The 24,745-nt window shown below is 61.5% G+C and carries 25 protein-coding genes and 1 pseudogene; 13 read left to right on the plus strand and 13 right to left on the minus strand.

Annotation, left to right across the window (positions count from 1 at the left end):
- Window position 1: 1 nt before the first annotated feature.
- The 5 genes from RCCGE510_RS18555 to ccmA all read right to left on the minus strand — a co-directional run bounded on the left by RCCGE510_RS18555 (window position 2) and on the right by ccmA (window position 3,170).
- Window positions 2-610 carry a DsbE family thiol:disulfide interchange protein gene (locus RCCGE510_RS18555; protein ID WP_007632441.1) on the minus strand — a complete coding sequence of 203 codons (609 nt, stop codon included), beginning with the start codon at window positions 608-610 and terminating at the stop codon, window positions 2-4.
- Window positions 607-774, minus strand: a complete 168-nt coding sequence (ccmD, locus tag RCCGE510_RS18560) for a heme exporter protein CcmD (RefSeq protein WP_007632443.1) — start codon at window positions 772-774, stop codon at window positions 607-609. The genes RCCGE510_RS18555 and ccmD overlap by 4 nt, the downstream gene beginning before the upstream one ends.
- Before the next feature lie 3 nt (window positions 775-777).
- Window positions 778-1,539: a heme ABC transporter permease gene (locus tag RCCGE510_RS18565; RefSeq protein WP_007632445.1), complete on the minus strand. Its 762-nt coding sequence runs from the start codon at window positions 1,537-1,539 to the stop codon at window positions 778-780.
- A 58-nt stretch (window positions 1,540-1,597) separates the two neighbouring features.
- Window positions 1,598-2,257, minus strand: coding sequence for a heme exporter protein CcmB (ccmB, locus tag RCCGE510_RS18570; protein ID WP_007632448.1), 660 nt, complete (start codon window positions 2,255-2,257; stop codon window positions 1,598-1,600).
- 265 nt (window positions 2,258-2,522) lie between these two features.
- Window positions 2,523-3,170 carry a heme ABC exporter ATP-binding protein CcmA gene (ccmA, locus tag RCCGE510_RS18575; protein ID WP_007632449.1) on the minus strand — a complete coding sequence of 216 codons (648 nt, stop codon included), beginning with the start codon at window positions 3,168-3,170 and terminating at the stop codon, window positions 2,523-2,525.
- Between the two features lie 260 nt (window positions 3,171-3,430).
- Here ccmA and acnA point away from each other — a divergent pair, with 260 nt between their 5' ends.
- The 3 genes from acnA (at window position 3,431) to RCCGE510_RS18590 (ending at window position 7,836) form a co-directional block, all read left to right on the plus strand.
- A complete protein-coding gene (acnA, locus tag RCCGE510_RS18580) occupies window positions 3,431-6,121 on the plus strand; it encodes an aconitate hydratase AcnA (RefSeq protein WP_007632452.1) in 2,691 nt (896 codons plus the stop codon).
- Between the two features lie 236 nt (window positions 6,122-6,357).
- Complete coding sequence (locus tag RCCGE510_RS18585) at window positions 6,358-7,098, plus strand: thioredoxin family protein (RefSeq protein ID WP_007632453.1); 741 nt, start codon at window positions 6,358-6,360, stop codon at window positions 7,096-7,098.
- 336 nt (window positions 7,099-7,434) lie between these two features.
- On the plus strand, window positions 7,435-7,836 hold the full coding sequence (locus RCCGE510_RS18590; RefSeq protein WP_007632454.1) for a DUF2794 domain-containing protein: 402 nt from the start codon (window positions 7,435-7,437) through the stop codon (window positions 7,834-7,836).
- Window positions 7,837-7,895: 59 nt separating this feature from the next.
- Here the strand turns inward: RCCGE510_RS18590 and RCCGE510_RS18595 are convergent, their stop codons facing one another.
- From RCCGE510_RS18595 to RCCGE510_RS18610, 4 genes are all read right to left on the minus strand, one after another.
- A complete protein-coding gene (locus tag RCCGE510_RS18595; RefSeq protein WP_007632455.1) occupies window positions 7,896-8,453 on the minus strand; it encodes a GNAT family N-acetyltransferase in 558 nt (185 codons plus the stop codon).
- Between the two features lie 109 nt (window positions 8,454-8,562).
- Complete coding sequence (locus RCCGE510_RS18600) at window positions 8,563-9,291, minus strand: Bax inhibitor-1/YccA family protein (protein WP_007632456.1); 729 nt, start codon at window positions 9,289-9,291, stop codon at window positions 8,563-8,565.
- Window positions 9,292-9,469: 178 nt separating this feature from the next.
- Window positions 9,470-12,013, minus strand: a complete 2,544-nt coding sequence (locus RCCGE510_RS18605; RefSeq protein WP_007632457.1) for an ABC transporter permease — start codon at window positions 12,011-12,013, stop codon at window positions 9,470-9,472.
- Window positions 12,010-12,717: an ABC transporter ATP-binding protein gene (locus RCCGE510_RS18610; protein WP_007632459.1), complete on the minus strand. Its 708-nt coding sequence runs from the start codon at window positions 12,715-12,717 to the stop codon at window positions 12,010-12,012. Before RCCGE510_RS18610 ends, RCCGE510_RS18605 begins: the two co-directional genes overlap by 4 nt.
- 72 nt (window positions 12,718-12,789) lie before the next feature.
- Between RCCGE510_RS18610 and RCCGE510_RS18615 the strand changes: the two genes are divergently transcribed.
- Both RCCGE510_RS18615 and thpR read left to right on the plus strand, forming a co-directional pair.
- The gene (locus tag RCCGE510_RS18615) at window positions 12,790-13,434 is read left to right on the plus strand and encodes an arylesterase (protein WP_007632461.1); all 645 of its coding nucleotides are present in this window, start codon (window positions 12,790-12,792) and stop codon (window positions 13,432-13,434) included.
- A 68-nt stretch (window positions 13,435-13,502) separates the two neighbouring features.
- Window positions 13,503-14,096, plus strand: coding sequence for an RNA 2',3'-cyclic phosphodiesterase (gene thpR / locus RCCGE510_RS18620; protein WP_007632464.1), 594 nt, complete (start codon window positions 13,503-13,505; stop codon window positions 14,094-14,096).
- Here the strand turns inward: thpR and RCCGE510_RS33550 are convergent.
- Window positions 14,003-14,521 (minus strand): annotated as a pseudogene (locus RCCGE510_RS33550) (low molecular weight protein-tyrosine-phosphatase). The gene thpR and the pseudogene RCCGE510_RS33550 sit on opposite strands and share 94 nt — an antisense overlap.
- Window positions 14,522-14,589: 68 nt before the next feature.
- Between RCCGE510_RS33550 and RCCGE510_RS18625 the strand changes: the two are divergent.
- Both RCCGE510_RS18625 and RCCGE510_RS18630 read left to right on the plus strand, forming a co-directional pair.
- Entirely contained in the window at window positions 14,590-14,895 is a 306-nt protein-coding gene (locus tag RCCGE510_RS18625) for a 4a-hydroxytetrahydrobiopterin dehydratase (RefSeq protein WP_007632466.1), read from the plus strand.
- Between the two features lie 80 nt (window positions 14,896-14,975).
- Window positions 14,976-15,368, plus strand: coding sequence for a YkvA family protein (locus RCCGE510_RS18630; RefSeq protein ID WP_007632467.1), 393 nt, complete (start codon window positions 14,976-14,978; stop codon window positions 15,366-15,368).
- 94 nt (window positions 15,369-15,462) lie between these two features.
- Here the strand turns inward: RCCGE510_RS18630 and RCCGE510_RS18635 are convergent, their stop codons facing one another.
- Window positions 15,463-16,023 (minus strand): sigma-70 family RNA polymerase sigma factor, encoded by a 561-nt coding sequence (locus RCCGE510_RS18635; protein WP_007632469.1) that lies wholly within the window; start codon window positions 16,021-16,023, stop codon window positions 15,463-15,465.
- A gap of 334 nt (window positions 16,024-16,357) precedes the next feature.
- Between RCCGE510_RS18635 and RCCGE510_RS18640 the strand changes: the two genes are divergently transcribed.
- The 5 genes from RCCGE510_RS18640 to RCCGE510_RS18660 all read left to right on the plus strand — a co-directional run bounded on the left by RCCGE510_RS18640 (window position 16,358) and on the right by RCCGE510_RS18660 (window position 21,197).
- A complete protein-coding gene (locus RCCGE510_RS18640) occupies window positions 16,358-16,870 on the plus strand; it encodes an invasion associated locus B family protein (protein ID WP_007632470.1) in 513 nt (170 codons plus the stop codon).
- Window positions 16,871-17,115: 245 nt separating this feature from the next.
- Window positions 17,116-18,342 (plus strand): 23S rRNA (adenine(2503)-C(2))-methyltransferase RlmN, encoded by a 1,227-nt coding sequence (gene rlmN, locus RCCGE510_RS18645; RefSeq protein WP_007632473.1) that lies wholly within the window; start codon window positions 17,116-17,118, stop codon window positions 18,340-18,342.
- A 93-nt stretch (window positions 18,343-18,435) separates the two neighbouring features.
- A complete protein-coding gene (locus RCCGE510_RS18650) occupies window positions 18,436-19,389 on the plus strand; it encodes an ABC transporter substrate-binding protein (RefSeq protein WP_007632475.1) in 954 nt (317 codons plus the stop codon).
- A 138-nt stretch (window positions 19,390-19,527) separates the two neighbouring features.
- Window positions 19,528-20,406 carry an ABC transporter permease gene (locus RCCGE510_RS18655; protein ID WP_007632477.1) on the plus strand — a complete coding sequence of 293 codons (879 nt, stop codon included), beginning with the start codon at window positions 19,528-19,530 and terminating at the stop codon, window positions 20,404-20,406.
- Window positions 20,403-21,197: an ABC transporter ATP-binding protein gene (locus tag RCCGE510_RS18660; RefSeq protein ID WP_007632479.1), complete on the plus strand. Its 795-nt coding sequence runs from the start codon at window positions 20,403-20,405 to the stop codon at window positions 21,195-21,197. The genes RCCGE510_RS18655 and RCCGE510_RS18660 overlap by 4 nt, the downstream gene beginning before the upstream one ends.
- A 20-nt stretch (window positions 21,198-21,217) precedes the next feature.
- Here RCCGE510_RS18660 and RCCGE510_RS18665 read toward each other — a convergent pair whose 3' ends face one another.
- Together RCCGE510_RS18665 and RCCGE510_RS18670 are read right to left on the minus strand one after the other, a co-directional pair.
- Entirely contained in the window at window positions 21,218-21,859 is a 642-nt protein-coding gene (locus RCCGE510_RS18665; RefSeq protein WP_007632481.1) for a LysE family translocator, read from the minus strand.
- An 84-nt stretch (window positions 21,860-21,943) separates the two neighbouring features.
- A complete protein-coding gene (locus RCCGE510_RS18670; RefSeq protein ID WP_007632483.1) occupies window positions 21,944-22,795 on the minus strand; it encodes an SDR family NAD(P)-dependent oxidoreductase in 852 nt (283 codons plus the stop codon).
- Window positions 22,796-22,972: 177 nt separating this feature from the next.
- Between RCCGE510_RS18670 and RCCGE510_RS18675 the strand changes: the two genes are divergently transcribed.
- Window positions 22,973-24,196 (plus strand): argininosuccinate synthase, encoded by a 1,224-nt coding sequence (locus RCCGE510_RS18675; RefSeq protein WP_007632487.1) that lies wholly within the window; start codon window positions 22,973-22,975, stop codon window positions 24,194-24,196.
- Window positions 24,197-24,745 lie beyond the last annotated feature (549 nt).

The raw sequence follows: 24,745 nt of genomic DNA on the forward strand, positions 1-24,745 counted from the left end.
CTTACGAAACCGGCTTCCCCAGGGCCTTTTCCATCGCCGGAAACAGCCCTTCTTTCAGGCTGATATCATCAAACGGGCCGACGCGTTTGTAGAGGATCGTGCCGTCGGGGCCGACCAGATAACTTTCCGGAATGCCGTAGACACCCCAGTCGATCGCGGCCTTGCCGTTCGGATCGATGCCGATCGCCTGATAGGGGTTGCCAAGCTCACCGAGGAAACGCACGGCGTTGTCGCTCTTGTCCTTGTAGTTGATGGCGACGACGTTCAACCGTCCGTCTTTCGCCAGTTCTTTCAACACAGGATGCTCGTCCCGGCAGGGGATGCACCACGAGGCAAAGACGTTGACGAGGGTCAGCTTGCCGTTGACGGCGGCATCGGTCAGCGCCGGCAGGTTGGCGCCGTCTAGCGGCGGCAGGTTCAGCGCGGGCGCCTTGGTGCCGATCAGGGCGGAGGGGATTTCGGCGATGTTCTTGCCGTGGAAATCCTGGTCGTAGAGCATTTTTGCGGCCGTCGCGGCAATGCCGCCGAAGACGATCAGCGGCAGAAGCGCCAGCGCGTAGCGGCCAAGGCCGCGCGGTTTGGTGATCGTGGTTTCAGGCGCTTCGCTCATTCGCCGTCCTTTGCGCGCGCCGAGCGGCGGCGGATGCCGGCGGCTTCGAGCGCTGCCAGTTCACGGCGGCGCGCCCGGCCGTCGGTCCAGGTCCAGAGCGTGACGGCAACGGTCACGAGGGCTGCGAAGCCATAGGAGGCGTAGACGTAGAAGGCATGCGTCACCGGTTATTCCTCCCGGCTCGCCATGCGGGCGGCAAGACGGCGTTGGGCGGCAATGCGGCGGCGCCAGATTTCGTTGCGCATCGCCATGATATGCAGCGTGAAGAAAAGCAGCGAGAAGGCGATCGCCATGAAGAAGAGCGGCCGCAGGAATTCCGGATCGATCGCCGGGCCATCAAGGCGCAGCACGCTTGCCGATTGATGCAGCGTGTTCCACCATTCCACAGAGAATTTGATGATCGGGATGTTGACGAAGCCGACGAGGATGAGCACGGCGCTGAGGCGCGCAGCCTTTGACGGATCGTCGATGGCGCGGCTGAGCGCAATCAGGCCGAGATACATCAGGAAGAGAATGAAGACGGAGGTCAGCCGCGCATCCCAGACCCACCAGGTGCCCCACATCGGCTTGCCCCAGAGCGAGCCGGTGACGAGGGCGAGCAGGGTGAAGGCGGCGCCGAGCGGGGCTGCGGCCTTGGCCGAGACGTCGGCCAGCGGATGGCGCCAAACCAGCGTGCCGATCGCCGAGACGCTCATGATCGTGTAGCACATCATCGAAAGCCAGGCGGCGGGCACATGGATGTACATGATGCGCACGGTCTCGCCCTGCTGGTAATCGCCTTCTGTGGAGAAGCTGAGATAGAGGCCGATCGCGAAACAGAGGGCGGTGATGCCGGCCAGCCAGGGAATGACGCGCGCTGCCAGCGCCAAGAACCGGGTCGGGTTGGCGAGATCGCTGAATTTGCTGATGGCAAGGCTGGTTTGGCTCATGTCCGCTTCCTTACCGTGATCCGGCTTTTCCCGCAATCGGATGGCTGGTCAATCCTGGTCAATCCGCCGTGTTTCGCAGCGCAAGGGCGGCGGCAGCCGGGCCGATGACCGCGAAAAACAGCGTCAGCGCGATGAGGATGAGAAAGGGCGGCAGGAACGGGGCGGGATCCTCGACGGCGGCATAGGTGGCGCTGACGCCGAAGATCAGCACCGGGATGGTCAGTGGCAACACCAGGATCGAGACCAGCAGACCGCCGCGGGGCAGTGCGACGGCCACGGCGGCGCCGACCGCGCCGATGAAGGTGATGGCGGGAGAGCCGGCAAGAAGCGTCAGCGCGGTCGCGCCGATTGCCCTTTCGTCCATGTTCATGAACAGGCCGAGCAGCGGCGAGGCGACGACCAGCGGCAGGCTGGTGGCGGTCCAGTGGGCGAAGCATTTGACCAGCACGGTGAGGACGAGCGGCGTTTCCTGCATCAGCATCAGGTCGAGCGATCCGTCATCGCGCTCGGCCTGGAACAGACGGTCGAGGCCAAGAAGGGCGGCGAGCAATGCGCCGATCCAGACGATGGCAGGGCCGATGCGGGAGAGAAGCTTGAGGTCCGGACCGACGCCGAAGGGGATGACGGCGACAATCGTGAGGAAGAACAGCACGCCGATCAGCGCGCCGCCGCCGGCGCGGATCGAGAGCTTGAGGTCGCGGAGGAAGAGGGCGGTCATGCGCGGCGCTCGTTGCGGGGATGTGAGGAAGACCCCTCACTGCGAGCGAAGAAAAACCCCTCCCCAACCCCTCCCCACAAGGGGGAGGGACTAAGCTGCGGTCCGTGGCTGTGGTCGAAAGTGAAGGTTTTGCAGGCTTTTATCGTTCTGCCGACTGCTACGATGAGGTTTGTGCGAGACAGCGCGGCACCGTAGCCCCTCCCCCTTGTGGGGAGGGGTTGGGGAGGGGGTTTTACGCCATGCTCTCGTAAACATCCGCAGACCATCATCCCCATACCCCCGCATCCGCACCGGCAAAGCCGGTCATCTTCAATTCCCGCGCATTCTCGAGCCCCAGCGGCTGGTGCGTTGCCGCCAGCACGATGCCGCTCTTTGCCTGATGCGCCGCGATCAATCCGGCCAGCAGCCGGTCGGCGTTGGTATCGAGTGCGGCTGTCGGTTCGTCGAGGATCCAGACGGGGCGGTGGGCGACGAGCAGCTTGGCGAAGGCAAACCGGCGCTGCTGGCCGGCGGAGAGGTAACCGAAGGGAAGGTGGGTGACGCCGGAAAGACCGACGGCTTCGGCGGCGGCGTCGACGGCGAGGCCGGCAGAGCCTCCTACGCCGCCAAGAAAGCTGCGCCAGAAACCGAGGTTTTCTGCAACTGTAAGTTCATTCTTCATCGCATTTCGATGGCCAAGGTAGTGGCTGAGCTCGCCAGGATGGCGGTCTTCTCCGCCCTCTGCGTCATGGAAGATGACGACGCCTTTTTCCGGCCTCAGGAGGCCGGCGACAACCCGCAGCAAAGTGGACTTTCCCGATCCATTTCTGCCCGTCAAGATGAGCGCCTCGCCGGCGGCCAAGTGAAAGGAAATGTTAACGAAAATGAGATCCTCACCGCGCCTTGCGGCCAGATTTTCGGCGGTGAGATGCATGCGTCGGCTCTTTCTTCGTTTCGGGTCGCGGCAGGGTCAAAAAATCTCCGATTTTGACCGCGCTCGGTATGGCAAGTTTTTAGGAAATTATCTATAAGAGCCGCAACCACGCCAGCGGTCGGCGTGAATTTCATCCTTGCGCCGAACTTGGAGCATCAGTTCCACGTGCGGACAGCGGAAATGGCCGTACCCGCATCCTGATGTGCATTAAGTGCATAGGCGTTCGCACGACTGTGTTGGCTATCAGAACGGGGTCTCTCGTGTCTAAATCTCTTGACAGTTTCAATTGTCGTTCCACGCTTTCCGTTGGTGGAAAGGACTATGTCTATTACAGCCTGCCCAAGGCTGAGGCAAACGGTCTGGCCGGCGTCTCGAAGCTTCCCTATTCGATGAAGGTGCTGCTCGAAAACCTGCTGCGCTTCGAAGACGGCCAGTCGGTCACCAAGGAGCATATCCTCGCCGTTGCCGAATGGCTGAATAATAAGGGTGCGGTCGAAAACGAAATCGCCTATCGCCCGGCGCGCGTGCTGATGCAGGACTTCACCGGCGTTCCCGCCGTCGTCGATCTTGCCGCGATGCGCGACGCGATGGTGTCGCTCGGCGGCGATCCCGAGAAGATCAACCCGCTCGTTCCCGTCGATCTCGTCATCGACCACTCGGTCATCGTCGACGAATTCGGCACGCCGCAGGCTTTCGCCAGGAATGTCGAGCTGGAATACCAGCGCAACGGCGAGCGCTACCGCTTCCTGAAGTGGGGCCAGCAGGCTTTCAAGAATTTCCGCGTCGTGCCTCCCGGCACCGGCATCTGTCATCAGGTCAATCTCGAATATCTTGGACAGACCGTCTGGACCAAGGAAGAGGACGGCGAGACGATCGCCTATCCGGATACATGCGTCGGCACCGACAGCCACACGACGATGATCAACGGTCTCGGCGTTCTCGGCTGGGGTGTGGGCGGTATCGAAGCTGAGGCGGCGATGCTCGGCCAGCCGGTCTCGATGCTGTTGCCTGAAGTCATCGGCTTCAAGCTGATCGGCAAGCTCAAGGAAGGCGTCACTGCGACCGACCTCGTCCTCACCGTCGTGCAGATGCTGCGCAAGAAAGGCGTCGTTTCGAAGTTCGTCGAATTCTTCGGGCCTGGCATGGACAATATGCCGCTCGCCGACCGCGCGACGATCGGCAATATGGGCCCGGAATACGGCGCCACCTGCGGCTTCTTTCCGGTCGATGGCGAAACCATCAACTACCTCACCGTGTCCGGCCGCACGCATGACCGGATCGCGCTCGTCGAAGCCTATTCGAAGGCCCAGGGCATGTGGCGTGACGGTGATGGTTCCGATCTCGTCTTCACCGATACGCTGGAACTCGATCTCGGCGACGTGGTGCCGTCAATGGCCGGCCCGAAGCGTCCGGAAGGCCGCATCTCGCTCGAGAACATCGCGACCGGCTTTGCCGGCTCGATGGATGCCGATTACAAGAAGCCGGGCCAGCTTAACAACCGCTACGCGGTCGAAGGCACGGATTTCGATCTCGGCCATGGCGACGTGGCGATCGCTGCCATCACCTCGTGCACCAATACCTCCAATCCGTCGGTGCTGATCGCTGCCGGGCTTCTGGCTCGCAATGCCGTTGCCAAGGGCCTGAAGACCAAGCCCTGGGTGAAGACCTCGCTGGCACCGGGATCGCAAGTCGTCGGCGAATATCTTGCCACGTCAGGCCTGCAGGCCGATCTCGACAAGCTCGGCTTCAACCTCGTCGGCTTCGGCTGCACTACCTGCATCGGCAATTCCGGCCCGCTGCCGGCGCCGATCTCGAAGACGATCAACGACAAGGGCCTGATCGTTTCCGGCGTCCTTTCCGGCAACCGCAACTTCGAAGGCCGCATTTCGCCCGACGTGCAGGCGAACTACCTGGCTTCCCCGCCGCTCGTCGTCGCCTATGCGCTCGCCGGTACGGTGCAGATGGACCTGACCAAGGAGCCGATCGGCGAAGACCAGAACGGCAATCCGGTTTATCTCAAGGACATCTGGCCAACCTCGCACGAGGTGCAGGAGTTCATCCAGAAATACGTGACCCGCGAACTTTACGAAAGCAAGTATGCCGACGTCTTCAAGGGCGACGTCAACTGGCAGGCCGTTCAGGTTCCTCCGGGCCAGACCTATGCCTGGGACGACGATTCGACCTATGTCCAGAACCCGCCTTACTTCGTCGGCATGGGCAAGAAGGGCAGCGGCGTCGCCGATATCAAGGGCGCCCGCGTCCTTGGCCTGTTCGGCGACAAGATCACCACCGACCACATTTCCCCGGCCGGTTCGATCAAGGCTGCATCCCCTGCAGGTGCCTATCTGCTCGGCCATGAGGTCGCCGTTGCCGACTTCAACCAGTACGGCACGCGCCGCGGCAACCATGAAGTGATGATGCGCGGCACCTTCGCCAATATCCGCATCCGCAACCATATGCTCGGTCCGAACGGCAAGGAAGGTGGCTACACCATCCACTACCCGTCGAAGGAAGAGACCTCGATCTACGACGCGGCGATGCAGTACAAGGCCGAAGGCGTACCGCTCGTCATCTTCGCCGGTGTCGAATACGGCAACGGCTCCTCGCGCGACTGGGCTGCCAAGGGCACCAACCTGCTGGGCGTCAAGGCTGTCGTCGCCCAGTCCTTCGAGCGTATCCATCGCTCGAACCTGGTCGGCATGGGCATCATTCCCTTCGTCTTCGAAGAGGGTACGACCTGGCAGAGCCTTGGCCTCAAGGGCGACGAACTCGTCACCATCGAGGGTCTGGAGAAGATCAAGCCGCGCGAGAAGAAGATCGCCAGGATCACCTATGGCGACGGCACTGTGAAGGAAGTTCCGCTGCTGTCGCGCGTCGATACGCTCGACGAAGTGGTCTACCTCAACAATGGCGGCATCCTGCAGACGGTTCTGCGCGATCTCGCTGCCTGATTGTTAAGAGCTTCATAATATGATGATGGCCGCCGGAGAGCAGTTTCCGGCGGCTTTTCTTTGCAGCGACGGTATTTGAGGGGCCTCACGATGATTTGTTTTATGCGGGTTCCGGTTGCGCTGCGCCTCACCCGTTCGTGATTTTTCGTTTGGACCCGGAAGGATTATTCGTACGTTCATATGTCAGGGCCTCCGGTTCGAACACGCCGTCGGCGCTGAAAAAGAGGTGCAGGTGAATGTCCCCCCGTTTTCTGATTCCGCTGATAGCCGGCGTTGTTCTCTCAGGCCCGCTGCAGGCCGAAGACGGCACGCCGAAAGGTGTCGTCGAACTGTTTACGGCGCAGGGCTGCTCCTCGTGTCCTCCCGCTGATGCGGCTTTCCGCAAGCTGGTGAGCCAGGGCGATGTCATCGCGCTCGCCTATCATGTCGATTACTGGAACTATCTCGGCTGGGCCGATACGCTGAGCTCCAAGGAAAACACCGAGCGGCAGTACGGCTATGCAAGGACAATGGGCCGCAGCAACGTCTACACGCCGCAGGCGATCGTCAACGGGCGCGATCATCTGGCCGGCGCCGATCTCAACGGTATCAACGGCAAGCTCGATACCTATAGCGGCGAAGGCAATGGGCTGACCGTCCCCATCAGCACATCGATGCGTGGCGACGAGCTGGAGATCAAGATTGGCGCGGGACAGGGCAAAGCCAATGTCGTGATGGTCTATTTCGACAAGGAAAAGACGATTGACGTCGAAAAGGGCGAGAACAGTGGGAAGAAGATTTCCTATCTGCACAGCGTCACCAATGTCGAAACCGTCGGCATGTGGGACGGCAAGGCGACCAGTCTGACGCTGCCGGCCAGCGTCCTGCAGCGGCCGCAGCTTGAGGGCTGCGCGATCCTGCTGCAATCGGCGACCGACAACGGCGATCCGGCTGCGATCCTGGGCGCGACCGTGGTGATGGCTGGCAAAAATATCTGAGATTTCATCCCGATTGCGGATGAAGTACCGGGCGGCCCGGCTGAGCGTATTCGGGGCTGGGGTTAAGGTCGATACGCTCGCCGGGCCCTTTGGCGCGCTGGCGCCAAACCGGGATTGATATTTCTCCTGCAAATGAGGCGCTGTTTTGACTGAAATACGGCGCTACCGAGAAAGCGTCAGCGCTGTCATGCGCATCGGACGATGTGCCGATTCAAAGTGCTGCAGCGTCCTTGCGCGCTGACGCGTGGCCGAATGCGACGGCCGGCGCTCTTGCAATTTGCGGCAGCTCGGGCACACTGTCACTCACCTGTCACACGCAGAGGCCTTGGAGACTGAATGACAGATCAGCCGGATTTGCGACACGGCGAAAGCCGTTCCGTCGACAATAGTTCCTCAGTCGTCGTCGATCTCAGGGAATACAAGCAAAGCAAGGACCCGCTTCCGGTGACCTTCCATCGGCGCGAATTGGACGCGATTCTGTGGATCTACGGCCGTATGGTCGGTGACGGCGACTGGCGCGACTACGCCATCGATCACCTGAAGGACAGGGCGGTCTTTTCCGTTTTCAAGCGCTCCGGCGAGATGCCGCTCTTCCGCATCGAGAAAAACCCGAAACTTGCCGCCAAGCAGGGCGCCTATTCGGTGATCAACGTCCACGGCACGATCCTGAAGCGCGGTCACGAGTTGAACCAGGTGCTGAAGGTGTTCGACAAGGCGCTGAAGCTGGTCGACAACTAGGACGCTATTTTCTGCATGTCGTTATCCCGCAACCGCTGCACACTTCCGGGCGACATGCATCAGCCGGCAAATAGCGTGCCGGGATAGGTGAACGGGTCCGGATCGGTCGTCATGCCCTCGCCGAGGGTGCGCTGCATGAGCATCGTATCCAGCCAGCGGCCGTGCTTGTAGCCGGCGCCCCGCATCAGGCCGACCTCCACGAAGCCCGCCTTGAGATGAAGTGCGATGGAGGCGGGGCTGGCGCCGCCGATGACGGCGATCATCTGACGGAAACCGAGACCAGTGCAGCGGTCGATCAGCTCGGTCATCAATGCCTTTCCGATGCCGCGGCCGCGGGCTTCGGGCGCCAGATAAATCGAATCCTCGACCATCCAGCGATAGGCCGGACGGACGCGAAAAGCCGAGGCATAGGCGTAGCCGAGCAGGTTTCCGTCAGCATCGGCTGCGGCGATGTAGGGATACTGCTGACTGATGATCGCCGCAAAACGTTGCGCCATCTCCGCCTCGGACGGCGGCGCGATCTCATAGCTCGACGTGCCGTTCAGGACGGATTCCCGGTAGATTTCGGCAATGGCGGGGATGTCGGCTTCAAAGGCATCGCGCAGGAGGAAGGACATTTCGGCGGCAGGTCCATCGGAGGGCAAGGTCTTTCCTAAACCATTCCGCGAAAGCCGGCGCAACAAAAAAGGCGGCCGAAGCCGCCTTTTCGATCTCAGTCTGTCCTGCTTATTTACGGTTGCCCATGAACTGCAGCAGGAACATGAAGAGGTTGATGAAGTCGAGATAGAGCGTCAGCGCACCCATGATCGCCTTGCGGCCGGCGACAGCGACGTCATCGGCTTCCAGGTACAATTCCTTGATCCGCTGCGTGTCGTAGGCGGTTAGGCCTGCGAAGATCAGGACGCCGATCGCGGAGATCGCGAACTGCAGCGCAGACGACGCCAGGAAGATGTTGACGATCGAAGCGATGATCAGGCCGAAAAGACCCATGATCAGGAACGAGCCCATCGCCGACAGGTTACGCTTCGTGGTGTAGCCGTAAAGCGACAGCGCGCCGAAGGAGGCGGCGGTGACGAAGAAAGTCTGAACGACGCTCTGGCCGGTGTAGACCAGGAAGATCGATGAGAGCGACAAGCCGACGAGTGCGGCATAGACCCAGAAAGTCGTCTGGGCGGCGGCCACGCTCATGCTGTTAATGCGGAAGCTCAGGAAGAAGACGGCCGCAAGAGGCGCAAGGATGACGACCCAGCGCAAAGGCGACTGGAACAGCAGCACGCCGAACTGGGTGAGCTGGCCGTCCTGAACAGCGAAGTTGAATCCGAGATATGCGGCCACACCGGTGATCGCCAGACCCAGCGCCATCAGGTTGTAGACCTTGAGCATATAAGTGCGCAGGCCTTGATCAATCATCTCGCCGGTCTGCGCGCGGCTTTGATAGTTACGAAGGTCAGCCATAGTTTCCTCTTACAAGCTCCGATGGAAATACGGTGTCGGGTTTTCGACCCGGGCGCCGCTGCGGAGCTCCAGCATGCCTGCAGACAATATGAGGCTTCCGCCGATCGCAAACAAGAGGCTTGCAAAGGCTCGGCCGGTTAAATCGCCGTAAGGTGAAGGGTTTGGGCGTCGCTGCCGGTTAGAGCTCGCGCAGGACGGGCGCCGCCTTCTGCCCGAGGATGCGCCAGGTGCCGATCAGGCCGATGCCGACGGTGAGGACGAGCGCGGTCACCAGCGTCAGGCCAGCCACGTCGGGCAGAAACGCCGAGGGCAGGCGCATGATACGGGCGACGATGAACCAGGCGGCGACGCCGCCGGCGATCAGCGCGAAGATCGCGGTTGCCAGCCCGAGGATCAGATATTCGTAGCTGAAGGCGCGGATCAGCATGGCGCGGGTGGCGCCAAGCGTCTTCAGCACCACTGCATCGTGGGTGCGCGCCCGGTTTCCGGCGGCAAGCGCGCCGGCCAGGACGAGGATCGAAGCGATGAGGGCGACGGAGGCGGCGGCGCGAATTGCGGTCGCAAGCTGCGCCACCAACTGGTTGACGATATCGATTGCGTCCTTGACGCGGACGCTGGTGATCGTCGGATAGGTGTTGGTGACGGATTTCAGGATCGCCGCATCTTCGGCCGGCGTCGAGGAGGGATCGGTGAGCGTCGCCAGCCACGCATGCGGCGCGCCGCGAAAAGTGTTCGGCGAGAAGACCATGACGAAGTTGATCGACAGCGATTCCCATTGGACGCGGCGCAGATTGGCGATCTTGGCGGTGATGTTGCGGCCGAGCACGTTGACGGTGACCTTATCGCCAATCTTCAGGCCGAGTTCATGCGCCTCTTCCGAGGAGAAGGAGACGAGCGGCTCGCCGCTGTAATCCTTGTCCCACCAGCTGCCTTCGGTGAGCGCGGCATTCTCCGGCAGGGTGTCGGCATAGGTGATGCCGCGATCGCCGTTCAGCACCCAGCGGCCGGCGGCCGGCACGTTCATCTTGGTGACGTCCTCGCCGTTGAAGGCGACGATCCGGCCGCGCAGCATCGGCACTTCGACGAGCTTGCCCTGCGGCGCCTGCGCCTGGACGAGATCGCGGAAGGCGTCGACCTCGGCGCTCTGGATATCGACGAAGAAGAAGTTCGGCGCGCCCTCGTTCATGCGGCCGGTCAGTTGCTGGCGCAGATTTCCGTCGATCAAGGTCAGCGTCACCAGCAACGCCAGGCCGAGGCCGAGCGAGAGCACCACCGAGGGCGTCAGGGCGCCGGGGCGATGGATGTTGCCGATTGCTAGCCGCAATGCCGGGGAATTGACCCGCGGGCTGCGGCGCGCAAGCCAGGCGATCGCTGCTGCGACGAGGCGCAGCACGACGAAGGCGAAGACGATGGCGCCGACAAAGACGACGGCGATGAAGCGGTCATAGGCGGTGAGGATGGCAAGGCCGGCAAGGGCGGCCATGAACAGCGCGGCCAGCAGAATGTAGGGCCAGGAGGGCAGGCTGCGGGCTTCGAAACCCTGTTCGCGAAAGAGTGCGGTCGCCGGCACTTCGCGGGCATGGCCGAGCGGCAGGATGGCGAAGGCAAGCGTCGTCAGGATGCCGAACAGCGTCGCCAGCAGCAGGGCGCCGGGATAGAGGGTCGGTACTGTCGACACCGGCAGGAATTGCGCCAGGAACTGGGCGGCGAAGATCGGCGACAGGGCGCCGATGACGAGGCCGATCAGGATGCCGCCAAGCGCGATGATGGCGATCTGGAAAAGATAGATCAACACGACGACCTGCGCCGGCGCACCCAGACATTTGAAGGTGGCGATGGTGGTGCGTTTGGAATCGAGGAAGGCGCGCACGGCATTGGCGACACCGACGCCACCGACGATCAGCGCGGTCAAGCCGACCAGTGTCAGGAACTGCGAGAAGCGGGTGATGTTTTCGGTGAGCGACGGGGCGGCGCGGTCGCTGGTGCGGACAGCCCAGCCGGCGGAGGGAAATTCCTTGGCGGCGCGTGCCTGGATGCCCACCATCGCACCCTTGTCTTCCAGCCGGATCTTATAGGCATGTTCGACCAGGCTTCCCGTCTGGATCAGCCCGGAGGCTTCGAGCGCCCGGCGGCTGACGAGCAGACGCGGCGCAAAGCCGAAACCTTCCGACAGCGCATCCGGCTCGGTTTTGACCGTGCCGGTGATGCTGAGCTTGACATTGCCGAGCAGCAATTCGTCGCCGACCGCAAGCCCGAGCCGATCGAGAAGCAGTGGGGCTGCGACGGCACCATAGGTGCCGCCCTGGCCGGAAAGCAGCGCCGCGAGCGGATAGTCCGGCTCGGCCACGAAGCGGCCGTAGAGTGGGTAGGCGTCGTCGACGGCCTTGACTTCGACCAGCGCCTGATCGGAACCGTCAGGTTTGCGGGCCATCGAGCGCAGGCCCGTCGACACCGAAACGGTGCCGAGGCCTTCGAGGAAACTCATTTCCTCAGGCTTCGCCTCGCGGTTGTTGAGCTCGAAGCGGACGTCGCCGGCCAGCAGCTCCTGCCCCTGCGAGGCAATCGTGTCGGTGATCGACTGCGAAACGGAATTGACGGCGGCGATGGCGCCGGTGCCGAGGGCGATACAGGCGAGGAAAATGTAGAAGCCGGCAATGCCGCCGCGCAGCTCGCGGAGCGCCAGGCGAAAAGCAAGCGAGACGCGTGGCGTGATGATGCTCATGCGATCGCCGCCTCGTTCTGGCGGGCGGCGCTGTCGCCTTCGATCCTGCCGGAGCGGACGCGAATCTGGCGCGAGCAGCGGTTTGCCAGCGAGACGTCATGGGTGACGAGAAGCAGGGTCATGCCGCGTTCGGCTTGCTTGGAGAACAGCAGGTCGGCGATCTGGCGACCGGTCTCGGTGTCGAGATTGCCAGTCGGTTCATCGGCGATCAGCAGGGCCGGCGAGGGGGCAAGCGCCCTGGCGATCGCCACGCGCTGCTGTTCGCCGCCGGAAAGCTGGCCGGGATAATGGTTCAGCCGTTCGCCGAGGCCGACCGATTTCAGCTCGCGGTGGGCGATCTCGAAAGCGTTGCCGACATTGGCGAGCTCCAGCGGCACGGCGACGTTTTCCAGCGCCGTCATGTTGGCGATCAGATGGAAAGACTGGAAGACGATGCCGATGTTGCGGCCGCGGAAATCGGCGACCTGGTCCTCGCTCAGCGCGTGGAGCGGCGTGTCGTTGATGTTGATTTCGCCGCTGTCGAGTTTTTCCAACCCGGCAAGCACCATCAGCAGGGTCGACTTGCCGGAACCGGAGGGACCGACGATGCCGACGGATTCGCCGGCATCGATATCGAGATCGATGCCCTTCAGCACATGCACGGAAGCGGCCGCACTGCCAAGCGTCAGATCGGCGCCCTTCAACTCGATGATGGTTTTTGCCAACAGAAATCGCCCTATATAAGTCTGTGATCGAATGGCCGCATGACGGCACTTCGCCAATCTAGGGAAGCCAGAATGAGATTTAAAGTTGCCGCGCTTCAATTCACCGTCATTGCCGTCTCGTTGATCTTTGCCGCTGCAGCCGATGCGCGGACGATCAATCTCGTCGGTTTCGGGGACAGTTTGATGGCGGGCTACCAGCTGCCGCCCGGCGACGGTTTTCCGGAAAAGCTGCAGGCGGCCCTGAAGGCGAAGGGGCTCGACGTCGCCGTTGCCAATGCCGGGGTCTCCGGCGACACGACGTCAGGGGGGCTTGCGCGCATCGATTGGTCGATACCTGACGGCACCGATGGCGTCATTTTGGAGCTTGGCGCCAATGATGCGTTGCGCGGCATCCCGCCTGGAGAAAGCGAGAAGAATCTCGATCAGATGATTGCTCGGCTAAAGGATCGCGGGATTGCCGTCTTGCTTGCCGGCATAATGGCGCCGCCGAACATGGGGGCGGATTATGCGGCGCGGTTCAACCCGATCTACCAGAGGCTTTCGGAAAAACACGGACTTCCGCTCTATGCGTTCTTTCTCGACGGTGTCGCGCTGGATCCCGGGCTCAAACTTGAAGACGGCATGCATCCGAATACGAGAGGTGTCGAGATCATGGTCGGGAAGATGGAGCCCGCCGTCACAAATTTCGTCGAAGCGATTTCTTCTGTGAAGAAATAGGGACTTGCGCGGCTGTTGATTGCGTGATTCCGTGTAAGCATCTGCAAAAGATTCGGGGAGTGCTCGTTATGCCGAGACTGTTTACCGCCCTCGAAATTCCGCGCAATGCGGCGATGAGCCTTTCATTGCTGCGCGGTGGCCTCCCCGGAGCACGATGGATCGATGTGGAGAATTACCACATCACGCTGCGCTTCATCGGTGATGTCGACGGCCGCACGGCCGATGAAATCGTCGAACGCCTCGACCGGATCGACCGGCCGGAATTCCAGTTCCGGCTCGAAGGCATCGGTTCCTTCGGCTCGAAGAAACCGCATTCGGTCTGGGCCGGTGTTTCGCAATCGCCTGAAATGCATGCGCTGCAGGGTGAGATCGAGCGCATCTGCCAGCGTATCGGCCTGCCGCCGGATCCGCGCAAGTTCATGCCGCATGTAACGCTGGCGCGGCTCAAATCGTCGCGGCTCGACGATGTCGTGCAGTACCTGGCGGGACACGGCAACTTTTATACCGCAACCTTCACCGCGCCGCGCTTCGTGCTGCTGTCGTCGCGCGAATCGGTCGGCGGCGGCCCTTACCTCACCGAGGAAGTGTTCCCGCTGCACGAGGCGCGCTCGGCCCCAAGCGTTTCGAGCAGTCTGCTGCAGCCGATCAAGGGCATGGTGTAGATCGGCTCGAAATCTGCTTGGCCGCCATAATAGGGATCGGGAATATCCTCTCCCGTTCCAAGCGCGATATCGCCGAAGAGGCGGATGGTCGCCTCAGGCGGTGCGATGTTGCCGAGCACCGCAAGGTTGTCGCGGTCCATGGCCAGGATCAGATCGAAATCCCTGAAATCGCTTGAGCGGATTCGGCGGGCGCGTCGCCCGGATATGTCGATGCCGTGGCTTTTCGCGGTGACGATCGACCGCCGGTCAGGTGGCTCGCCCTCTGCCGACCGCCGGTGCCGGCGGAATCGATCGTGAAGTGGCCACTCAAATCAACCTCGGCGGCGAGGTGGCTGAAAATTCCCTCCGCAGAGCATGATGCCGAAAAGTGTGAGCGGTTTTCTTATGACATCATGCTCGAGTGGAGAACGGCATATATTGCCCATGCAAACGAAGGGGATATTGATACGCTATCATCGATAGACCTGTCGGCAGATGAGAGGAGGAGCAGGGCATGAAAATGGAAAGACTGGAACGGACGGCGGTGGAGGCTGAAATGGCGGGGCTTGCGGGCTGGGCGCTCAATGATGCGGCCTCTGCAATATCGAGGACGTTCAAGTTTGCAAACTTTGTCGAGGCTTTCGGCTTCATGACCGAAGCAGCGATTACGGCCGAGAAGCTCAATCACCACCCGGAATGGTTCAACGTCTATTCCAGGGTGGACGTGACGCTGAACACGCATGATGCCGGCGGACTGACGGAGCTGGATTTCAAGCTTGCCAAGGCGATGGACAAGGTTGCGGCCCGACGCGGCGTTTGAAAGCGGGGCCGATTGAAAGGGGCCGATTGAAAGAGTGGGCGCGATCACCATATGTTCGCTTGGACGAAAGGATCGAAGGGATGAACGACGTCAAATTCGGGGAAATCCTGTTGCCCGGCGACGAGGATACTCAGAGCCGGCGGGAAAAGACTGTGCGGCAGAAATTCTGGCCGACTTTCCGGCGGGCCGTGCGGCAGATTCCGTTTTCGCGCGATGTCGTCGCCGGTTTCTACTGCGCGCTCGATCCGCAGACGCCGACGAAGGTGCGCGGCGTGCTGCTCGCAGCGCTTGCCTATTTCGTCATGCCGATCGACATGATCCCGGATGTTTTCGCCGTCATCGGATTTTCCGACGACATCGCCGTGCTGTCGGCCGCCTTTGCCATGGTGCGTGGCCATATCCGCCCGGGTCACTACGAAGCGGCCGACCGCGTTCTGGCCGACCGGACTGAGGAAACGATGAAGACGATTTAAAGCGCGTCGCATCAAATTCGAATCATGTGACGCGCTTCAGTCCTTTGTTTATGCATGTTGCCCGGAATCGCTGCACGCTTCTCGGCGACATACATTATGCCATCTCGCGCTCCAGCATCTTGCGGAGCTTGCCGAAGGCAAGCCGGATCCGCGACTTCACCGTGCCGAGCGGCAGCCCGGTCGCTTCGGCGATTTCCGAGTGCGATTGACCGAGGAAGAAGGCGGCGCGCAGCATGTCGCGCTGCTCCTCCGGCAATTGGCCGACGGCGGCACGTATCCTGGCGTCGCGATCGTCATTGGCGACGATTTCCTCGGCGCCGATTTCGGCCGGCGGCTGCAGAGCCGGATCGGTTTCATCGAAGATGCGGGTATTGACGCGGCGCTGCATGTCGATGCGGCGATTGCGGGCAATGCGGAAAAGCCAGGTCGAGAGCGAAGATCGCGTGGCATCGTAGAGATCGGCCTTGTGCCAGAGCACGATCATGATCTCCTGAACCAGTTCCTCGGCCTCGCCTGATGCCATCTTCTGGCGCATCAGCCAGGCTTTCAGACGGGGCGCGAAATAGTCGAACAGGATGGAAAAGGCCTGCTGGTCGCGATTTCTGGCGACGGCCTTCGCGAGGGCAGCGAAACGCTGTCTTTCCTCGGCATCCATGTCCCCTCACAAGCCCCCTGCGCAATAAATTCGTATCGGATTTCCAAGTCTTAATGAGGTACAACGGATTTGGGAAAGGTCAAACTCTTGCCTGAATCTTTGTGTCTTAAATTCAGCGGAACGGACGGCCAGTACCATCGGGACAGGGTGTTGCGGCCGATGCCGTCAAAGGGTCGAAAATTGACACTCGAGCTGAAATGACACAGGCACATACAAATCGCGGCTATTGTTGACCATTTGGTAACCTGAATTAAGTCAAAATAAAGCAGATCGTGATTATGCGGCGCCCGCTATGATCGCTTCGGGCCTTGATCGCAAGAACCGGCAGGAATCCATGTTTGTAAAAAGTATCGTATCCGCTCTCGCACTCACCCTTGTCATGGCCGGAGTTGCGGCAGCGCAGCAGGCCGCTGCGCCGAACCGCATCCAGCAGTTCCAGGCATGGGGCGCCTACTCCTACAAGTCGGGCAACAGCACCGTCTGCTATGTGCTGTCCGTTCCGACGGCAAAGCAGCCGGCAAGCGTCGACCATGGCGACAACTTCTTCATCGTCTCGCAGCGTCCGGGCCAGAACATCTCCTACGAACCGCAGGCGATGATGGGCTACACGGTGAAGGAAAATTCGAAGATCAACGTCGTCATCGACAACAAGACCTTCGTGATGTTCACCAAGGACAAGGCCGGCTGGGTCGAGAATGCCGCGCAGGAGCCAGCCCTCGTCGCGGCCATGAAGACCGGTCATTCGATGACGGTGAATGCCGTTTCGCGCAAGGGCACCGGCACCTCCTACAGCTATTCGCTCTCGGGCATCTCGGCTGCGCTGAAGCAGATCGAAAGCTGCAAGTAAGCGGTCTCCAGCCGCAGAGTTTCCAGGGGCCGGCCTTGCGCCGGCCTTTGCCGTTTTCCATCTATAGTGACGGGCGGGCAAAATGATGCTAAAGCCGGCGCCAACAGCGGATAGATTGCGATCAGTCGCCGTTCCGCCATTCAATTTTTGCCGATCTGCCGTCATGCGTCCGCAAGTCTTCCGGTTCCCCCCGAAGCGTGCGGGCTCGCAGGGGCAGGACATGTTTGAATTCGGGATGAATGCCTATGTCCGTCATGGATGCGATCGTTGTTAGCAAGCCGCAGGCGCGCACCTCCGCCAGCCTCGAAAAGCCGTCTTTGATCGGGCTGTCGCGCGAGGAGATGGGGGCGGCACTCCGGGAAAAGGGTGTGGCCGAGAAACAGATCAAGATGCGCGTCGCGCAGCTCTGGAACTGGATCTATGTGCGCGGCGTCTCCGATTTCGACCATATGACGAATGTCGCCAAAGACATGCGGGAGATGCTGAAGCAGCATTTCACCATCGAGCGTCCGGAGATCGTCGAGGAGCAGGTCTCGAACGACGGCACGCGCAAATGGCTGCTGCGTTTCCCCCCGCGGGGCGCCGGGCGTCCCGTCGAGATCGAAGCCGTCTATATTCCGGAAGAGGGCCGCGGCACGCTCTGTCTTTCCAGCCAGGTCGGCTGCACGCTGACCTGTTCCTTCTGTCATACCGGGACACAGCGTCTGGTGCGCAACCTGACCGCAGAGGAAATTCTGTCGCAGCTGCTGCTTGCCCGCGATCGGCTCGGCGACTTCCCGGATCGTCAAGCGCCGCAGGGTACGATCATGCCGGCCGAGGGCCGCAAGGTCAGCAACATCGTGATGATGGGCATGGGTGAGCCGCTCTATAATTTCGACGCCGTCAAACAGGCATTGCTGATCGCCACGGATGGCGACGGCCTGTCGCTGTCCAGGCGCCGAGTGACGCTTTCCACCTCCGGTGTCGTGCCGGAGATTTTCCGCACCGGCGATGAGATCGGCGTCATGCTGGCGATCTCGCTGCATGCGGTGCGCGACGATCTGCGCGACATTCTCGTGCCGATCAACAAGAAGTACCCGCTGAAGGAGCTGATCGAGGCGTGCAAGTCTTATCCTGGCCTATCCAATGCGCGGCGCATCACCTTCGAATATGTGATGCTGAAGGATGTCAACGACAGCCTTGAGGACGCCAAGGGGCTGATCAAGCTGCTGAAGGGCGTGCCGGCTAAGATCAACCTCATTCCGTTCAATCCCTGGCCCGGCACCAACTACCAGTGTTCCGACTGGGAGCAGATCGAAAAGTTTGCCGATTTCATCAACTCGGCGGGTTACGCCTCGCCGATCCGCACGCCGCGCGGCCGTGATATTCTTGCCGCCTGCGGCCAGCTGAAATCGGACTCCGAACGCATGCGCAAGACCGAGCGCCTGGCCTTCGAGGCGATGATGATTGCCAATCACGGCGCCGACGACTGATCAGCAAGTTTGATCCTCGCTACAATTCTCCGCGATTGATTTCAGGAGGCGCTTTTCCTAAAACTGGCGCCAAAATCATTCAGGAGGATACAAATGCGCCCGGTTCTGCTCGCTCTCGCCGCCACTTTGGCCCTTTCCCTGCCCGCGAAAGCCGATAACGTCACCGTTGCCGTGACGGCGATCGTCGAACATCCGGCGCTGGATGCTGCGCGCAAGGGCATTCTCGATGCGCTGACGGCGGCCGGCTACAAGGAGGGCGAGAACCTGAAATTTGTGTTCGAGTCGGCGCAGGGCAATCCGGCGACGGCCGCCCAGATCGCCCGCCAGTTCGCCGGCGACGAGCCGAATGTCATCGTGCCGATCTCCACGCCCTCGGCCCAAGCGGTCGTCTCCTCGACGCGCGACATCCCGGTCGTCTTCACGGCGGTCTCCGATCCGCTCGGCGCCCAGCTCGTCAAGAACTTGGATAAACCAGGCGGCAACGTCACCGGCCTTTCCGACATGTCGCCGGTCGCCGAGCACATCGCGCTGATCAAGGAGATCCTGCCTGATGTGAAAACCATCGGTTATCTCTACAACTCAGGCGAGGCGAACTCCGTTTCGCTGCTCGCCGTGTTGAAGTCCGAAGCCGAAAAGGCCGGCCTGAAGGTTGTGGAATCGGCTGCCACCAAATCGGCCGAGGTTCAGGGTGGGGCACGCGCCCTCGTCGGCCGCGCCGATGTGATCTACATCCCGACCGACAACACGATCATCTCGGCGCTGGAAGGCGCCGTCGCGGTCGCCGAAGAGAGCAAGCTGCCGCTCTTCACCGCCGATACGGATTCGGTTTCGCGCGGGTCGATCGCCGCCCTCGGCTTCAACTATTACGATGTCGGCAAGCAGACCGGCGAAATCGTCGTGCGGGTGCTGAAGGGCGAAAACCCCGGTGATATCGCGGTCAAGACCGCAGCCGGCAGCGATCTCGTCGTCAACAAGGCTGCTGCGGCCAAGATGGGCGTCACCCTGCCGCAGAGCGTGCTTTCCCGCGCCACCAAAGTCATCGAATAGCAACGCGGCTGCTGCCACCGATCGAGTATTACAGCCGCTCTCGTTCCACACGAGAGTGGCTGATGCTATTGGAAGCCTGAATGTTTCGCACGCACGCACGCATGCGGAACGGAAACGGAAGAAAAGGGGCCAAAAGCCTTGAGCCAAATCGCATTCTGGGGAGCCGTCGAGCTCGGCTTGGTCTATTCCTTCGTCGCTCTCGGCGTTTATCTCGCCTTCCGTGTCCTCGACTTTCCCGATCTGACGGTCGACGGCTCGTTTCCGCTTGGCGCGGCGGTGACCGCGGTGCTGATCATTGCCGGTCTCAATGCCTGGCTTGCGGCTCTGGTCGCGATGGCGGCCGGGGCTGGCGCGGGCATGGTGACGGCGCTGCTCAACGTGCGCTTCAAGATCCTCAACCTGCTGGCCTCGATCCTGACGATGATCGCGCTGTTTTCCGTCAATCTGCGCGTGATGGGCAAACCCAATGTCGCCCTCATCAATGCCGACACGATGATCAGCCCATTCTTCGGCCATGGCCTTCGCGATTTCTACGTGCGGCCGCTGTTCGTCGGCGTTCTCGTGATCTTCGCGCTCATCCTGGTCTGGCGTTTCCTGGAAAGCGATGCCGGGCTGGCGATGCGGGCGACCGGCGCGAATGCGCGGATGGCGCGGGCGCAGGGCGTCGATACCAGCCGGCAGATCTATCTCGGCATGGCGATTTCCAACGCGCTGGTGGCACTCGGCGGCGCGTTGTTTGCTCAGACGAACGGCTTTGCCGACGTCACCTCGGGCGTTGGCACGATCGTCGTCGGCCTTGCCGCCGTCATCATCGGCGAGACGCTGCTCGGGCGCCGCGGGCTGCTGATCGCGTTGATCGGCTGCGTGCTCGGCTCGATCCTCTATCGCATCGCGATCCAGTTGGCGCTGTCCAGCGACGTCATCGGCCTGCAGGCATCCGACCTCAATTTCGTAACGGCGGTGCTGGTGACCGTGGCGCTCATCCTGCCCCGTCTTCGCGGAGGTGCCGCATCGTGATCAGCGTCAAGGACATCAAGGTTGTTTTCGGGCGCGGCACGCCGCTGCAGAAGCAGGCACTGAACGGCGTCAGCCTGACCATCGAGCAAGGCTCCTTCGTGACTGTCATCGGCTCCAACGGGGCCGGCAAATCGACCTTGCTCGGCGTGCTCGCCGGCGACGTCCTGCCGAGTGAGGGGCAGGTGCTGATCGGCAAGAATGAGGTGACGCGCAAATCGACGGCATCCCGCGCCGGTCTGGTTGCGCGTGTGTTCCAGGATCCGTTGACGGGAAGCTGCGGCGCGCTGTCGATCGAGGAAAATCTTGCTCTGGCTGCCAGTCGGGGTAAGAAACGCGGACTTGCATCGGCCCTCGGTGGCAGCCGGCGCGACTATTTTCGGGAGCGGATCGCCGAACTCAATCTCGGGCTGGAAAACCGGCTGAAGGACCGCATGGATCTGCTCTCCGGTGGGCAGCGCCAGGCCGTTTCGCTGGTCATGGCGACGCTTGCCGGCTCGGAAGTGCTGCTGCTCGACGAACATACGGCAGCGCTCGATCCCGGCATGGCGGAATTCGTGATGGGCCTCACCCAGAAGATCGTTGCCGAGCGCAAGCTGACGACGATGATGGTGACGCACTCGATGCGCCAGGCGCTGGATTACGGCCACCGCACGATCATGCTGCATGGCGGCGAGATTGTTCTCGATGTCGCGGGCGACAGCAGAAAGAACCTGCAGGTCGAGGACCTGATCGCGATGTTCCGCAAGATGCGCGGCCAGACGCTCGACGACGATGCTTTGCTGATCGGCTAGGCCGACCGCGGGATGGCTGATCATCTTGCCTGGGTGAGCAGTATCTTCGCGGCGAAGATCGAGAAGACGCCGGCAAAGGTGTAGTCCATGCCGCGCAGCACCTTCTTGTTGGTCTGCAGCCAGGAGGCCAGCCAGTCGGCGGCAAAGACGACGCTGGCATTGACCGGCATGCCGATCAGGATGAAGCAAAACCCGAGGAAAAGCAGCTTCTGCGTCACGGCGGGATCGCCGGCGCTGACGAATTGCGGCAGGAAGGTCATGAAGAAGATGATGACCTTGGGGTTCAGAAGATTGACCCAGAAACCCGAGGAGATGTTCGAAAACACCGTGCCCTTCTGCGCTTCGACCTTGGCGACGGTAAGCTTCGAGCCGAAGCGGATCGCCTGCACCGCCAGCCAGAGCAGATAGGCGGCACCGCCGGTCTTCAGGATCAGGAAGGCGGTCGGCGAGGCGGTGATCAGCGCCGAAATGCCGAAGGCGACCAGCATGGTGTGAACGACGATGCCGAGACTGGTTCCGACGACGACGAAAAGAGCCGCCTTCTTGCCCTGGGACAGCGAACGGCTGATCGACAGCGTCATGTCGGGGCCTGGGGTCGCCGCGAGCAGCAGCGTCGCGGCGGCAAAGGCGAGAAGGGTCGACAGGCTGGGCAGGAAATCCATGGCACACTCTGAAAGCCGGGAAGATCGGACGATTTCCTATCCGGCTTTCAGAAAATTACCAATCAAACCTTGGAATGGTACCGATTACTTCTGTTCGAGGAAGGCCTTGAACTTGTCGCCGTAGTCCTTGTGCCAGCGCGACAGTGGCGGGCGGTTCTCGACGATGTCGCCGGCCGCCCAGAGCATGCGGCGCTCATCGACTGCGCGGGCTACGTCATTGTCGGGGCAGAGGATATAGAAGTCGCCGCGCTCAAGGCTCTCGACCATGAAGTCGATGGTCTGCTCCGGTGTCCAGGCGGCGGCCGGTTTTTCGACATGGCTGCCTTGGGTCAAACCGGTGAAGACGAAGCCGGGGATGAGAAGATGGGCGAAAATATTTCCGCCGTCGACGTTGCGAAGCTCGTGTTCGAGCGCTTCGGTGAAGACCTTCACCCCAGCCTTGGAAATGTTGTAAGCGGGGTTGCCGGGGGGCGTGGTGATGCCCTGCTTCGAGCCGGTGTTGATGATCAGGCCTGGCTCGCCATGCGACAGCATCTTCGGGCCGAAGGTGCGCGTGCCGTTGACGACGCCCATCAGATTGACGGCGAAGATATTGTCCCAGTTGGCCTGCGGGCTGAAGATCGAAGTTTCCGGGCCGATGCCGGCATTGTTCATCAGCACATGCACGCGGCCGAAACGCTGGAGCACGGCGCGTTCGAGCGCCTCGAGCGAGTCCTTGGATGCGACGTCGGTTTCGACCGCCATCACATTTTCCTCGCCGACAATGGCCTTGAGTTCGTCGGCGGCCTCGGCCAGCCGATCGCCGCCGAGATCGGCGATGACGACGCTCATACCGCGCCCGGCGAAATATTTCGCTGCCGCCAGGCCGATGCCGGAGGCGCCGCCGGTGATGACGGCAACATTGGACTTCTTGAAAATGTCTTGAATATTCGTCACGGGGGTTGCCTCTCCTCGAGCATAGTTCGGACGCTGGCGAATATGGGCTCCGCTTTGGCGCTGTCAAACGCTATCGGCGCATGGGCGTCGCACTTGCCCTTGCGTCAGGCGCCAATCTCGCTAAAAGTGCCGCGACACCGGGTTTTCGCCGGCCTTTATGCAACGGACCTCATCATCATGGCATCATATAAAGACGTGAAGAAAGTCGTGCTCGCCTATTCCGGCGGCCTCGACACCTCGATCATCCTGAAGTGGCTGCAGACGGAACTCGGCGCCGAAGTCGTCACTTTCACCGCCGATCTCGGCCAGGGCGAAGAGCTGGAGCCGGCGCGCAAGAAGGCCGAGATGCTCGGCATCAAGGAGATCTATATCGAGGATGTGCGCGAGGAATTCGTGCGCGATTTCGTCTTCCCGATGTTCCGCGCCAATGCCGTCTATGAAGGCGTCTACCTGCTCGGCACCTCGATTGCCCGGCCGTTGATTTCCAAGCATCTGATCGATATCGCCCGCAAGACGGGTGCGGATGCGATCGCCCATGGGGCGACCGGCAAGGGCAACGACCAGGTCCGGTTCGAATTGTCCGCCTATGCTTTGAACCCCGACATCAAGATCATCGCACCGTGGCGCGACTGGGCGTTCAAGAGCCGCACCGACCTGCTCGCCTTCGCCGAGCAGCATCAGATCCCGGTCGCCAAGGACAAGAAGGGCGAGGCGCCGTTCTCCGTCGACGCCAACCTTCTGCATTCCTCTTCCGAGGGCAAGGTTCTCGAAGACCCCGCCCAGGAAGCGCCGGAATATGTGCATATGCGCACCATTTCGCCCGAGGCTGCACCCGACAAGGCAACGGTGATCAAAGTCGGTTTTGAAAAGGGTGACGCGGTTTCGATCAATGGTGTGCGCATGAGCCCGGCGACACTTTTGGCGGCGCTCAACAATTACGGCCGCGACAACGGCATCGGCCGTCTCGACCTCGTCGAGAACCGCTATGTCGGCATGAAGTCGCGCGGCATCTACGAAACGCCAGGCGGCACGATCCTGCTTACGGCGCACCGGGCCATCGAATCGATCACGCTCGACCGCGGTGCCGCCCACCTCAAGGACGAGATCATGCCGCGCTACGCCGAGCTGATCTATTACGGCTTCTGGTTCTCGCCGGAGCGCGAGATGCTGCAGGCGCTGATCGACAAGAGCCAGGAGCATGTCGAGGGCGAAGTGACGCTGAAGCTCTACAAGGGCAATGTCATGGTCATCGGCCGCGAAAGCGAAAAGTCGCTTTATTCCGACAAGCTCGTCACCTTCGAGGACGATCAGGGCGCCTACGACCAGAAGGACGCAGCCGGCTTCATCAAGCTCAATGCGCTGCGCCTGCGCACGCTCGCCAAGCGCAACCTTGTGAAGTAATCACGGTTCGCCTTCGAATTCGATATGAGCCCGCCGGTTCTGCACCGCGCGGGCTTTTTCGCAAGTGCCACTAATCTCCTTAGAGCGTCTAAGATGACCAATTGCGGGCATTAACTCGGCTTGAGTAAGTGTCCGATTTGGGGCCGCCTGAATGGGTCGTCGACAGCGGTCGTTCCGAAGCCGGACGGATTCGGCTGAAGATCACGAACGTGAATCCTCTTCCCATGCCCGAACGGGAGATACGCCAACTGCAGTCCCACACCTGAACAGGCGAAGGCGAGCGACGCCGCAGGCATGACGATGTCTGGTCTATTGCCGCGCTCTATTGCTTCCGTGCGGCGCGCCCCGCAGCTAGGTCAGTCGGAAGATCGAGCGGCCGGCCACGCCTTCAACGTATCTTCCGCTGCCTAACGCGGTACTGCGCATAGAAGTGGCCAAGAAGGTCGTGCGGCGGCATGCCGACAATAAGCTTGCGCATGCGCGGCGGTAGCTTCCATATGCTTCATATCTAGGATGCTGCGACTTCCTCGCGCTTCTCTCCGTCGCCGC

It is taken from the genome of Rhizobium sp. CCGE 510, from assembly GCF_000292525.1.
Classification (GTDB): Bacteria; Pseudomonadota; Alphaproteobacteria; order Rhizobiales; family Rhizobiaceae; genus Rhizobium.